The following is a 12,003-nucleotide window of genomic DNA, read 5'->3' on the forward strand; positions in this document are numbered from 1 at the left end:
CTTTTTGCAGGTGCAGCAATAGCGGCTTTGCGAGTGCGGCGCAATATTGCTGCGACATAGCGCGCAAGATCATAAAGAAAATGTCGCGGACGATTTGGGGCTGCGACCGATCGCCCCTCGGGCTATGGGAAGATCATGGATATTTTCGCAAGCATCGATAGCGCCGCCCTTTTGGCGGCCGTCATCGCCGTCACGCTTCTTGCGGGCGTCGTAAAGGGGGCCGTCGGCTTCGCCATGCCGCTGATCATGGTGTCGGGCCTTGGCATGTTGCTGGAGCCTCGAATCGCCGTGGCCGCCCTGATCCTGCCGATCGTCATGTCGAACGGCCTACAAGTGCTGCGCGCCGGGCTGGACGAGGCGATGCAGGCGATCCGCGATTACTGGCTTTACCTGTTGATCGTCTGCACGATGATCCTGATCTCGGCGCAGTTCCTGACCGTGATCCCGACGGATACGATGTTTCTTGTACTGGGCATCCCGGTCGTGCTGCTTTGCGCTATCCAGCTTCTGGGTCTGCGCCTGTCGATCCCTGAAAATCGTCGCACGCTGGGCGCGGTCATTGCCGGGTTCTTGTCCGGGGCAATGGGTGGTCTTGCGGGCACCTGGGGCCCGCCGACGGTGCTGTATCTCGTGGCGATCGACACGCCAAAGGCGCGGCAACTGGTGGTGCAAGGCGTGATCTACGGGCTGGGCTCGGTGATGCTGTTGCTGGGACACCTGCAATCGGGCGTCCTGAACCGCGATACGGTTGGATTGTCCGCTTTCCTGATCATCCCGGCTGCCTTCGGCATGTGGGCCGGGTTCAAGCTACAGGACAGGATCGACCAGGCGACCTTTCGGAAGGTCACGCTTCTGGTGCTCCTGTTAGCAGGTTTGAACCTGATACGCCGTGGACTCGTCTGACGCGACTTCGCCAAACGATAACGCCCCGCGACCGAGGGCGCGGGGCGTGGTGAGGGGGTTTGGCAAGGCGCTTACCCGATGGCAGCGGCCTTCACGTCCTCGTTGATATAGGGCACGTACTGGGTGAAGTTCTCGGCGAACATGTCCACCAGCTTCTGCGCCTGCGCGTCATAGGCTGAGGGATCGGCCCAAGTGTCACGCGGGCTCAGCAGCTTGTCGTCGACGCCGGCGCAGGTCACAGGCACGTCAAAGCCGAAATTCGCATCCTTGCGGAACTGCCCTTCGACCAGCGAGCCGTCCAACGCCGCGGTCAGCAAGGCGCGCGTGGCCTGGATCGGCATGCGGCTGCCGGTGCCATAGGCGCCGCCGGTCCAGCCGGTATTGACCAGCCAGCAGGTGGCGCCGTGACTGGCGATCTTCTGGCGCAGCAATTCGCCGTAGACCTCGGGGCGGCGTGGCATGAAGGGCGCGCCGAAACAGGTCGAGAAGGTCGGCTCCGGCTCGGTCACGCCACGCTCGGTGCCGGCCACCTTGGAGGTAAAGCCCGACAGGAAATGATACATGGCCTGTGCCGGGGTCAGCCGTGCGATGGGCGGCAGAACGCCGAAGGCGTCGCAGGTCAGCATGATGATGTTCTTGGGATGCCCGCCCAGTGCGGTTTCGCTGGCATTGTCGATGTAATGCAGCGGGTAGGCGCAGCGCATGTTCGCGGTCAGGCTGTCATCCTCGAAATCCAGTTCCAGGGTTTCGGGGTCGAAGACCATGTTCTCGATCACGGTATGCGGCATCTGGGTCGTGGCGTAGATCTCGGGTTCGGCCTCGGGGTCCAGCCCGATGGTCTTGGCGTAACAGCCGCCCTCGAAATTGAAGATGCCGCGCTCGGACCAGCCGTGCTCGTCATCCCCGATGAGAACCCGGTTGGGATCGGCCGAAAGCGTGGTCTTGCCGGTGCCGGACAGGCCAAAGAATACGGCGGCGTCCACCGGGTTGCCCTTGGCATGGTTGGCCGAGCAGTGCATCGGCATGATGCCCTTTTCCGGCAGGATGTAATTGAGCAGGGTGAAAACCGATTTCTTGTTTTCCCCGGCATATTCCGTGCCGCCGATCAGGATCAGCTTGCGGTCGAAATTCAGCGCGATCACCGTGTCGCTCCGGCAGTCGTGGCGTTCCGGATCTGCCTTGAAGCTGGGGCAGTTGATGATGGTGAAGTCGGGGCTGAAGCTGTCGAGTTCCGATACCTCGGGCCGACGCAGAAGGTGGCGGCAGAACAGCCCGTGCCAGGCCAGCTCGGTCACGATACGCACGTCCAGGCGGTGCGCCGGGTCGGCGCCGCCATACAGGTCCTCGACGAAGTAGTCGCGGCCTTTCATGTGCGCGGTCATGTCGTCATAAAGCCTGTCGAAGGCTTCGGGCGCCATCGGGGCGTTGTTGTCCCACCAGATGGTGTTTTCGGTGCTGGGGGTGCGCACGACGTGCTTGTCCTTGGGCGACCGGCCGGTGAACTGTCCGGTCGTGGTCAGGAAAGCGCCGCCCTTGCCCAATGTGCCTTCGCCGCGTTCCACGGCGACATCGACCAATTCCTGTTCGAGCAGGTTGTAATAGACATGGCCCAGACCGCTGATGCCCTGATCCTGCAGTTTCATCTTCGGATTGACCGTTCCGTGGTCCATGTCTCTCTCGCTCCGTTTTGCGCGGGGCGGACGTGCCCCAATAGCGCTGCATTAACACGCTGATTTTACACATGAACAGAGTGCGATGTCGCAGTTAGCGCAATCATTAGCGCAACCAGATTGCCGTTAGCGCCACCATGGCGGGCCGCCGCCAACCCACCTGCGCGCCCAGACACCAAAGTGAGACATTTTAGCCATTGATTACCGTTTTTGGGGTCAAAACGGACACAGGAATGTGGCGCCTGTGAAGATTTGGATTGATTCGCCCCTGCCGATCAGGGCAAAAATAGCAAAAAACACAGGCAAAATTTAGAGCAGCATAAAAGGGGCAGTCCAATGTCACGCATCGCGCTTGTTGATGATGATCGCAATATTCTGACTTCGGTATCCATGACGCTCGAGGCCGAAGGCTTCGATGTCGAAACCTACAATGACGGGCAGGCCGCGCTGGACGCCTTCAACAAGAAGATGCCGGAACTGGCCGTTCTGGATATCAAGATGCCGCGCATGGACGGGATGGACCTGCTGCAGCGCCTGCGCCAGAAAACCAGCATGCCGGTCATTTTCCTCACCTCCAAGGATGACGAGATCGACGAGGTTCTCGGCCTGCGCATGGGGGCGGACGACTACGTCAAGAAACCCTTCAGCCAGCGTCTGCTGGTCGAACGAATCCGGGCGCTTCTGCGCCGGCAGGACGCCATCTCTGGCGAGCTTGTGGAAGAGGGCGAGGAACAGAAGCTGATGGTGCGTGGCGAACTCAGCATGGACCCGCTGCGCCATTCCGTCACCTGGAAGGGGCGCGACGTATCGCTGACCGTGACCGAATTCCTGCTTCTCGAAGCGCTGGCCCAGCGTCCCGGTTTCGTGAAATCCCGCGATCAGCTGATGGACGTGGCCTATGATGACCAAGTGTATGTGGATGATCGCACCATCGACAGCCACATCAAGCGCCTGCGCAAGAAGATGCGCCAAGTCGACGACGAGTTTTCCGCCATCGAAACGCTCTACGGGATCGGGTATCGCTATAACGAAGAATAAGGGATGACAGCAGCCCCCAAGATCGACGTTCGCGACCTGAAATCTGTCCGGCAAGCTGCCGAACAGAACGAGGCCGTCGTTCTGGGGGATGACTGGGTCGCCCCGCGCGCCGATGACAGCGATCTTCAGAATCGCCGGGCGCGACGCGGCTTGCTGCAGCTCAACAAGTCTCCGCTCGCGCGCAAGATCATCACGTTCAACCTGCTGGGGTTGATCCTGCTCGTGGCGGGGGTGCTTTATCTCAGCCCGTCCCGCGACAACCTTGCCTTTCAACGGGGATCGTCGCTTGTCAACGAGGCCGAGCTGATCGCCGATGTCTTCGAGGCGCAGCTTCCGGTCGGGGCCCCGGTCAACCTTGTCACCGGCGACGGGATCGACGCGCAACTGGTGCTGCGAGGGCTCGACCTGCGTGGCGGGGTCGATGTGTATCTGTTCGATACCCAGGGCGTTCTGGTGTCCAGCTGGTCCGATCCGACGCCGGAGGATGCGCCCGTTCCCGGGTTGGAACTGGAGGGTCGCGGCACCCTGATCACCGATTTTCTGAATGGCGTGTTCAACTGGTTCTCGACCGTCCTGCGGCCCGGCGACCCCGAGGCGACGCCGGTGGCCGCCGTTCTGGACTTTGGGCGGTCGGTCGAACGCACGATCGCCTCCGGCACCCAGCTGGAGACCCGCCAGGACATCGAAGGGCGCGCCTTTTTCGCTGTGTCCACACCGGTCATGCAGGGCGAGCGGCCAGTCGGTGTGGTCGCAGTTGTCTCGGCCCCCGGCGAACTGGATGATCTGGTCAGCCGAGACCGAGAGCAGCTTTTGCAGATGTTTCTTGTCGGGGCCTGTGTTTCGATCGCGCTCAGCCTCGTTCTGGCGTCAACCATCGCCAATCCGCTTTCGGATCTCGCCGAGGCGGCCGAGCTGGGGCGGGACAAGAACGCCCGCAAGGTCGCGCCCGAACGGATCCGCATTCCCGACCTCACAGGCCGCCCGGACGAGATCGGTCGCCTGTCCGGCGCGCTGCGTGGCATGGTGGCCGCCCTGACCCAGCGGATCGAAGGCAACGAACAATTCGCCGCCGACGTTGCCCATGAAATCAAGAACCCGCTGGCTTCGATGAGGTCGGCGGTTGGCACCTTGCGTGTCGCCAAGCGCGACGATCAGCGCGAACGGCTGCTGGAAGTTCTTGAACACGACGTACAGCGGCTCGACCGGCTGGTCAGCGATATCTCGAACGCGTCGCGCCTGGACACGGAGCTGGTCAAGGAAGAGGAAGAGGAATTCGATCTTCTGAAGATGCTGTCGAACATCACCGACTTCCTGGGCAACCAGGCCAGGGAAAAGGGCGTCGACTTCATCACCGACCTGCCCCAGCATCCGATCACCGTGGTCGGTCTCGAAGGTCGGCTTGCGCAGGTCTTCGTCAACCTCATCTCGAACGCGATTTCCTTCTGCGAGGACGGCGATGCGATCCGGGTCTGGACACGCAAGCGCGAAAACCGGGTGCTCGTCGTGGTCGAGGACACCGGGCCAGGCATTCCGGACGGGGCCTTGTCGAAGATTTTCAAGCGGTTCTACTCGGAACGTCCCGAAGGCCAGTTCGGCAACAATTCCGGCCTCGGGCTGGCCATTTCCAAGCAGATCGTCGAAGCTCATGGCGGTGTGATCTGGGCCGAGAACATTCGCCCCACGGATGCCGATGTGGGGTCCGATCCGCTGGGCGCCCGGTTCGTGGTCGGCCTGCCGGTCTAGGGCGGCCCGGTGACGGACCAGGGCCAGATACACGCCACCACGGTTTCGGTCGAGGGCAAGGGTATCCTCCTGATGGGGCCATCCGGATCGGGAAAATCTGCGCTCGCGCTGGGTTTGTTGGCCCTTGGCGCACAACTGGTCAGCGACGACATCACCCTGCTACACCGCGATCATGACACCGTGACCGCCCGCGCGCCGGACGCCGCGCCGGCCGCGATCGAGGCGCGTTTCGTCGGACTTCTGCGCGCGCGCCTCACCGACGCTGTTCCCGTCGCCCTCGTCATCGACATGGGCAGAGAGGAAAGCGAGCGCCTTCCGCCGCATCGCACCACGACGCTGCTCGGCGTGGATTGCCCCTGCCTTCACAAGGTTGCGCATAACCATTTTCCAGCCGCTATCATGCAATATATCCGTCATGGTCGGTTGGAGTGACCAAAATGCCCGAGAGCCGAATGCAAGACTCGCAACATCAGACAGATACCACCATGCAAAGGCTGGTGATTATCACCGGCCCCTCCGGTGCCGGTCGATCCACCGCGACCCAAATCCTCGAGGATTTGGGCTTCGAGGCCATCGACAACATTCCCATGTCGATGTTGCGGCGGCTGCTCGATGCACCCGGTGGCGACCGGCCGATGGCTGTGGGTGTGGACATCCGCAATCGTGATTTCTCGGTCGAGGGATTGCAGGACCTGGTCGAATGGCTGGAGGCGCGCGACGACCTGGCGCTGCAACTGATGTTCCTCGACTGCTCCGAGGACGTGCTGGTCCGGCGTTATTCCGAGACAAGGCGCCGCCATCCGCTCGTGCCAGATGCCCCCGCCATTACAGGCATTGAGCAGGAGATCGGCTTGCTGGCGCCGATTCGTGCCCAAGCCGATATCGTCATCGACACGAGCGAGTTGAGCCCGCATGACCTCAAGGCGGCTCTGGCCGAGTGGTTCTCGGATGACCGGGCATCGACGATGGGGGTCACTCTGCACTCGTTTTCCTACAAGAGGGGCCTGCCCAAGGGCGTCGACATGATGTTCGATTGCCGATTTCTGCACAATCCTCACTGGGATCCCGCCCTGAGGCCGCTCAACGGGCTTGAAAAGGCGGTCCAGGCCCATGTCGAGCAGGATCCCCGCTTTGCCGGGTTTACCGGCCAGGTGCAGGCGCTGTTACTGGATCTGTTGCCGGCCTTCCGAAAAGAGGGCAAGGCCCATCTTTCCGTCGGCTTCGGATGTACCGGAGGGCAACACCGTTCGGTCGTCGTCACCGAAACCGTGGCCCGGGGGCTTGCAGAGGCGGGGTGGCAGGTGTCTATAAGGCACGGGGAACAAGATCGCTGGGGTCGCGGGGCGACCAAACGGGACAGGCAGGCGTGATCGGGATCGTTATCGTGGCGCATGGGGGATTGGCAGCGGAATATCTTTCCGCGGTCGAACATGTCGTGGGCCGTCAGCCCGGCATCCGCGCCATCGCGATCGAGGCCGAGGTCGACCGGTCGGCCAAGCAGGAAGAAATCTGCACAGCCGCGGATGCCGTCGATAGCGGCGATGGCGTCGTGATCGTGACCGACATGTTTGGTGGATCGCCTTCCAACCTGTCATTGCGCGCCTGCAGCCCGGAGAATCGCCGCATCATCTATGGGGCCAATCTGCCCATGCTGGTGAAACTGGCCAAGTCGCGCCGCAAGCCGGTTCCCGTCGCGGTGGAGGACGCACTTGCCGCGGGCCGAAAATACATCAACAGCCATTCCGTCGGGCTGGACTAGGGAGAGGGCCCATGGCGCATCGCAACCTGGAGATCGTCAATATCAAGGGGCTGCACGCCCGCGCCTCGGCCAAGTTCGCCGAAACCGTCGAGCAGTTCGACGCAGAGGCCGAGGTGACCAAGGATGGGCTGTCCGCCGCAGGCGACAGCATCATGGGGCTTTTGATGTTGGCAGCATCCAAGGGAACCTTTATTGAGGTCGAAACCACGGGCGCGCAGGCCGAAGAACTTGCTGCGGCGCTCGAGGCGCTGGTGGCAGACAAGTTCGGCGAAGGGGACTGAATCCCGACCGCATCTCGAACGAGGGAAATTCACGTTTGACGGAAACGTCTTCCAGAAACCTGCACGACGCGCAGGGCCGTGGCGCTCCGAAGATCTATGATCGCCGGAGCCTGACCTATTCCGATACCTTCGACAGCGTGCTGCTGCGGCTGCTCATCAAGTCCATGGAATGGTGTACCGGCAAGATCGAGGTGATCCGTCGCATCCGCCGCTTCGAAAGCCGCGACATTCCCAAGGGACAGGCCTTTTGGCCGGCCACGATGGAGATCATGGGGATCGACATTCAGACCCCGGAACACCAGCTCGACCGGATTCCCGAAAGCGGGCCGGTGATCCTCGTGGCCAACCACCCGCACGGCCTGATCGATGGCATGGTGCTGGCCGACGTGGTGGGCCGGCGGCGCAACGATTACCGCATTCTCACCCGTGCCTTGCTGACCGGCATCGACGAAAGCGCGGCCAGCTACATGATCCCCGTGCCATTCCCGCACGAGGCCGACGCCCAGAAACAAATGATCGAGATGCGCGCCAAGGCGATGGATCATCTGGACAAGGACGGGCTGATCGCGCTGTTCCCGTCAGGCGTGGTGGCGCAGGCCGAAACCATGTTCGGCCCTGCGATCGAGGCGGAATGGAATGTCTTTACGGCCAAGATGATCCGCCGGTCGGGGGCGACCGTGGTGCCTTGCTATTTCCCGGGGTCGAATTCCCGTGCATACCAGATTGCCGCCAATGTCTCGCCGATCCTGCGGCAGGGCTTGTTGATCCATGAGGTCGTCCATGCCTTCGACAAACCCCAGGCCCCGGTGATCGGCAAGCCGATCTCGCCCGAGATGGCTGCGGAGAAAGGTCGGGACCCGCGCGGGTTCATGTCATGGCTGCGCCAGCACACGATTGCGCTGGGCGAGGATCCCGATCGCGACCCGGCGGCCTAGCGGGTCGGCACCGGCGTCTCGCCACGGTAATCGTAGAAGCCACGCTCGGTCTTGCGGCCCAGCCACCCGGCCTCGACATATTTCGTCAGAAGCGGGCAGGGGCGATACTTGGTGTCCGCCAACCCGTCATGCAGCACGTTCATGATGGCCAGGCAGGTATCCAGACCGATGAAATCGGCCAGTTCCAGCGGCCCCATCGGATGATTGGCCCCCAGTTTCAGCGAGGTGTCGATTGACTGGACGCTGCCCACGCCCTCGTAAAGCGCATAGACCGCCTCGTTGATCATCGGCATCAGGATGCGGTTGACGATGAATGCGGGAAAATCCTCGGCCGTGGCGGCCGTCTTGCCCAGCCGTTCGACCACGCCATAGCAGGCGTCGAACGTGTCCTTGTCCGTGGCGATGCCGCGGATCAGCTCGACCAGCTGCATGACAGGCACCGGATTCATGAAGTGGAAGCCCATGAATTTCTCGGGCCGGTCGGTGCGACTTGCCAGGCGGGTGATCGAAATCGACGAGGTGTTGGAGGTCAGGATCGTGTCCGGCGTCAGGTGCGGCAGTAGATCCTCGAAGATCGCTTGCTTGACGGTTTCCCGTTCTGTTGCGGCCTCGATGACCAGGTCCGTGGGGCCAAGATCGGTCAGGGTCTGGGTTGTGCCGATCCGCGCCATCGCCTCTGCTTTCTGGGCTTCGGTGATCACCTCCCGGCTGACCTGGCGGTCGAGGTTCTTGCCGATCGTGGCCATGGCCTTGTCGATGGCATTCTGGTCGATGTCATTGAGCAGCACCTCGTAGCCTGCCACGGCGCAGACATGAGCGATCCCGTTGCCCATCTGCCCGGCCCCGACGACGCCAATCCGTTCAATAGCCATACGCTCGATCCCTGATCCTGTTCGTTGCCGATACCCTATGCCCCGTTCCGGTCCGGCTCAAGGTGCCGCGATGCAGAAAGACGGATCGTCAGGATTTGAGACGAAATAGCGGTTTAAGGCTGCTGAAAGGGAATCGGCGGAAATTGGGCCTTGGTGAGACAAGACATGGTGGTGGGACCTATGACACTTCACGTGAGATCCGTGCGCAATGCGCGCCTGACGACCTGCAATTACGGCCTTTCGCGGGTGGCCTTCCGGGGCCCGCGGCGCCCAACCGACGGGGCCTATGTGGCCTGTATCGGTAGCAGCGAAACCTTTGCCCGCAACGTGACCCAGCCCTTTCCGAACCTTCTGGAGGATCGAACCGGCACGGTCTGTATAAATCTGGGTCAGCAAATGGCCGGGCCTGATCTGTTCTTGCAGGATGACGCCGTGCGCGCCCTCATTCACGATGCCTCAGCGATGGTGTTGCAGGTGATGGGTGCGGCCAATCTCAGCAACCGGTTCTACAAGGTGCATCCGCGCCGGAATGACCGGTTCATCGCCCCCAAACCCGCGTTGCGACAGCTTTACCCGGACGTCGATTTCACGGGTGTCGCCTTTACCGGCCATCTCTTGACCAAACTGGTCGAGAAAGACCCTGTCCGGTTTTCGCAAGTGCGGGCCGTCCTGCAGCGCAGCTGGGTTCGGCGCATGCGGCAATTGGTTGGCCTGGCCAAGGGGCCTGTTCATCTGCTTTGGTTCGCCCCGCGCGACCCTCGGTCCCCAGCGGTCGACGGGCACGACCCGAACCTGGTCACGCCAAAGATGCTGGGCGCACTGGAAGAGGCCGGGGCGAAACTGACGACTGTCATCTACGAGGGTTGCCCGGGTGCGTTGCCGCAATCGCCCGATGCCGACGACCACCGCCGCGTTGCATCGGCACTGTCCAAGGCAATGGGGCGGGGCCTCAAATGAAAAGGCCCGCCGGTTTGGCGGGCCTTACAGTCACATTATCAGTGGGCTCAGCCAAGCTTCTCGGTGAGTTCCGGAACGGCCTCGAAGAGGTCAGCAACGAGGCCGTAATCGGCGACCTGGAAAATCGGCGCTTCTTCGTCCTTGTTGATCGCAACGATCACCTTGGAGTCCTTCATGCCGGCCAGGTGCTGGATCGCACCCGAGATGCCCACGGCGATATAAAGGTCCGGGGCGACGACCTTGCCGGTCTGGCCCACCTGCCAGTCGTTGGGGGCAAAGCCCGAGTCGACCGCGGCGCGCGATGCGCCCACGGCTGCGCCCAGCTTGTCGGCCAGTTTCTCGATCAGGGCGAAGTCGTCCTCAGAGCCGACACCGCGCCCACCGGACACGACAACACCGGCCGAGGTCAGTTCCGGGCGATCGCTTTCTGCGACCTTGTCCTCGACCCATTCCGACAGGCCTTCGGAAGCGGGCACATCCACGGTTTCGACCGGGGCCGCGCCGCCTTCACCGGCGGCGTCAAAGGTCGAGGTGCGGAAGGTGACGACCTTCTTGGAATCGGACGACTTCACCGTCTGGATCGCGTTGCCCGCGTAGATGGGGCGTTCGAACGTGTCGGCATCGACCACGGCGGAAGCATCCGAGATCACCATGACGTCCAGCAGCGCGGCCACGCGCGGCATCACGTTCTTGGCGTCCGTGGTGGCCGGGGCGGTGATGTGGTCGTAGTCACCGGCGAGCGAGACGATCAGACCGGCAGTGGATTCGGCCAAGCGATGGCCCAGGCTGTCATCCTCGGCCACCAGGACCTTGGAAACACCGTCGATCTTGGCGGCGGCGTCGCCCGCAGCGGCGGCAGACCCGCCCGCGCACAGCACGGTCACGTCACCCAGTTGCTTGGCAGCGGTCACCGCCTTGGCGGTGGCATCCATAGCCAATTCGCCGTCATTGACTTCGGCAAGCAGCAGAACAGCCATCACACGACCCCCTTCTCTTTGAGTTTCTCGACCAGTTCGTCGACCGAGCCGACGATCTCGCCAGCCTGGCGCGCTTCGGGTTCGGACGTCGAGACGATGGACAGGCGCGGGGTGACATCGACGCCGTAATCCTCGGCGGTCTTCTCATCCAGCGGCTTCTTCTTCGCCTTCATGATGTTGGGCAGCGAGGCGTAGCGCGGCTCGTTCAGGCGCAGGTCGACCGTGACGATGGTCGGCATCTTGACCTTGATGGTCTGAAGCCCGCCATCGACCTCACGGGTCACCACGGCGCTGTCGCCGTCCACGTCCAGAGCGCTGGCAAAGGTGCCCTGGGACCAGCCCAGCAGCGCCGACAGCATCTGGCCGGTGGCGTTCATGTCGTTGTCGATCGCCTGCTTGCCCGCGATGACCAGACCGGGCTGCTCTTCCTCGACGACCTTGGCAAGGATCTTGGCGACGGCCAGCGGCTCGATGTCCTGGTGGACGTCCTCGGCGGCCACGACCAGGATCGCCCGGTCGGCCCCCATGGCGAGCGCGGTGCGCAGGGTTTCCTGGGCCTGTTTCACGCCGATGGATACAGCCACGACCTCATCGGCCTTGCCGGCCTCTTTCAGGCGGATCGCCTCTTCGACCGCGATTTCGTCGAACGGGTTCATCGACATCTTGACGTTGGCGAGATCGACCCCGGAACCATCCGCCTTGACGCGGACCTTCACGTTGTAATCGATCACGCGTTTGACGGGCACGAGCACCTTCATCAGCGTAAATCTCCCTATGGATTCCTAATCTCGACGGTGTTGGTAGCGCGGGCGCGGGCCGTGCGACAGTGCAAAATCGTCACGTTAGCGCCAACCTACGCCGCGTTCTT

The 12,003-nt window shown here is 62.5% G+C and carries 13 protein-coding genes; 9 read left to right on the top strand and 4 right to left on the bottom strand.

All coding sequences use genetic code 11. From position 1 onward, the window contains the following. The first annotated feature begins 135 nt into the window (after positions 1-135). Positions 136-903 carry a sulfite exporter TauE/SafE family protein gene (locus DFK10_RS00965; RefSeq protein ID WP_109385654.1) on the top strand — a complete coding sequence of 256 codons (768 nt, stop codon included), beginning with the start codon at positions 136-138 and terminating at the stop codon, positions 901-903. 71 nt (positions 904-974) lie between these two features. On the opposite strand, the gene DFK10_RS00970 is transcribed toward DFK10_RS00965, so the two are convergent. Further along, positions 975-2,573: a phosphoenolpyruvate carboxykinase gene (locus DFK10_RS00970; protein WP_109385656.1), complete on the bottom strand. Its 1,599-nt coding sequence runs from the start codon at positions 2,571-2,573 to the stop codon at positions 975-977. Positions 2,574-2,909: 336 nt separating this feature from the next. Here DFK10_RS00970 and DFK10_RS00975 point away from each other — a divergent pair, with 336 nt between their 5' ends. From DFK10_RS00975 to DFK10_RS01005, 7 genes are read left to right on the top strand one after another with little or no spacing between them, the layout of a single operon-like run. Beyond that, positions 2,910-3,611, top strand: a complete 702-nt coding sequence (locus DFK10_RS00975; protein ID WP_109385658.1) for a response regulator transcription factor — start codon at positions 2,910-2,912, stop codon at positions 3,609-3,611. A 3-nt stretch (positions 3,612-3,614) separates the two neighbouring features. Continuing rightward, positions 3,615-5,354 (top strand): sensor histidine kinase, encoded by a 1,740-nt coding sequence (locus tag DFK10_RS00980; RefSeq protein ID WP_109385660.1) that lies wholly within the window; start codon positions 3,615-3,617, stop codon positions 5,352-5,354. A gap of 9 nt (positions 5,355-5,363) precedes the next feature. Next, a complete protein-coding gene (locus DFK10_RS00985; protein ID WP_109385662.1) occupies positions 5,364-5,786 on the top strand; it encodes an HPr kinase/phosphorylase in 423 nt (140 codons plus the stop codon). 53 nt (positions 5,787-5,839) lie between these two features. Then, complete coding sequence (gene rapZ / locus DFK10_RS00990; protein ID WP_235866730.1) at positions 5,840-6,724, top strand: RNase adapter RapZ; 885 nt, start codon at positions 5,840-5,842, stop codon at positions 6,722-6,724. Beyond that, entirely contained in the window at positions 6,721-7,113 is a 393-nt protein-coding gene (locus tag DFK10_RS00995; protein ID WP_109385666.1) for a PTS sugar transporter subunit IIA, read from the top strand. The genes rapZ and DFK10_RS00995 overlap by 4 nt, the downstream gene beginning before the upstream one ends. Positions 7,114-7,124: 11 nt before the next feature. Then, positions 7,125-7,394 (top strand): HPr family phosphocarrier protein, encoded by a 270-nt coding sequence (locus DFK10_RS01000; RefSeq protein WP_109385668.1) that lies wholly within the window; start codon positions 7,125-7,127, stop codon positions 7,392-7,394. Between the two features lie 35 nt (positions 7,395-7,429). Further along, a complete protein-coding gene (locus DFK10_RS01005; RefSeq protein ID WP_235866731.1) occupies positions 7,430-8,329 on the top strand; it encodes a lysophospholipid acyltransferase family protein in 900 nt (299 codons plus the stop codon). Here the strand turns inward: DFK10_RS01005 and DFK10_RS01010 are convergent. After that, on the bottom strand, positions 8,326-9,201 hold the full coding sequence (locus DFK10_RS01010; protein WP_109385670.1) for a 3-hydroxybutyryl-CoA dehydrogenase: 876 nt from the start codon (positions 9,199-9,201) through the stop codon (positions 8,326-8,328). The two genes, DFK10_RS01005 and DFK10_RS01010, sit on opposite strands and share 4 nt — an antisense overlap. Positions 9,202-9,381: 180 nt before the next feature. Between DFK10_RS01010 and DFK10_RS01015 the strand changes: the two genes are divergently transcribed. Further along, on the top strand, positions 9,382-10,158 hold the full coding sequence (locus DFK10_RS01015) for a DUF6473 family protein (protein ID WP_109385672.1): 777 nt from the start codon (positions 9,382-9,384) through the stop codon (positions 10,156-10,158). 47 nt (positions 10,159-10,205) lie between these two features. On the opposite strand, the gene DFK10_RS01020 is transcribed toward DFK10_RS01015, so the two are convergent. Both DFK10_RS01020 and DFK10_RS01025 read right to left on the bottom strand, forming a co-directional pair. Continuing rightward, positions 10,206-11,135, bottom strand: coding sequence for an FAD-binding protein (locus DFK10_RS01020; protein WP_109385674.1), 930 nt, complete (start codon positions 11,133-11,135; stop codon positions 10,206-10,208). Then, the gene (locus tag DFK10_RS01025; protein ID WP_109385676.1) at positions 11,135-11,893 is read right to left on the bottom strand and encodes an electron transfer flavoprotein subunit beta/FixA family protein; all 759 of its coding nucleotides are present in this window, start codon (positions 11,891-11,893) and stop codon (positions 11,135-11,137) included. Before DFK10_RS01025 ends, DFK10_RS01020 begins: the two co-directional genes overlap by 1 nt. Positions 11,894-12,003: the final 110 nt, after the last annotated feature.

The organism is Salibaculum griseiflavum (assembly GCF_003129565.1).
GTDB lineage: Bacteria > Pseudomonadota > Alphaproteobacteria > Rhodobacterales > Rhodobacteraceae > Salibaculum > Salibaculum griseiflavum.

Excerpts from the sequence above, each read along its gene's own strand:
- DFK10_RS01015 (WP_109385672.1), top strand. The coding sequence starts at position 9,382 with ATGACACTTCACGTGAGATCCGTGCGCAATGCGCGCCTGACGACCTGC.
- DFK10_RS00970 (WP_109385656.1), bottom strand. The coding sequence starts at position 2,573 with ATGGACCACGGAACGGTCAATCCGAAGATGAAACTGCAGGATCAGGGC.
- DFK10_RS01025 (WP_109385676.1), bottom strand. The coding sequence starts at position 11,893 with ATGAAGGTGCTCGTGCCCGTCAAACGCGTGATCGATTACAACGTGAAG.
- DFK10_RS01020 (WP_109385674.1), bottom strand. The coding sequence starts at position 11,135 with ATGGCTGTTCTGCTGCTTGCCGAAGTCAATGACGGCGAATTGGCTATG.
- DFK10_RS01010 (WP_109385670.1), bottom strand. The coding sequence starts at position 9,201 with ATGGCTATTGAACGGATTGGCGTCGTCGGGGCCGGGCAGATGGGCAAC.
- DFK10_RS00965 (WP_109385654.1), top strand. The coding sequence starts at position 136 with ATGGATATTTTCGCAAGCATCGATAGCGCCGCCCTTTTGGCGGCCGTC.
- DFK10_RS00980 (WP_109385660.1), top strand. The coding sequence starts at position 3,615 with ATGACAGCAGCCCCCAAGATCGACGTTCGCGACCTGAAATCTGTCCGG.
- DFK10_RS00975 (WP_109385658.1), top strand. The coding sequence starts at position 2,910 with ATGTCACGCATCGCGCTTGTTGATGATGATCGCAATATTCTGACTTCG.
- DFK10_RS01000 (WP_109385668.1), top strand. The coding sequence starts at position 7,125 with ATGGCGCATCGCAACCTGGAGATCGTCAATATCAAGGGGCTGCACGCC.
- rapZ (WP_235866730.1), top strand. The coding sequence starts at position 5,840 with ATGCAAAGGCTGGTGATTATCACCGGCCCCTCCGGTGCCGGTCGATCC.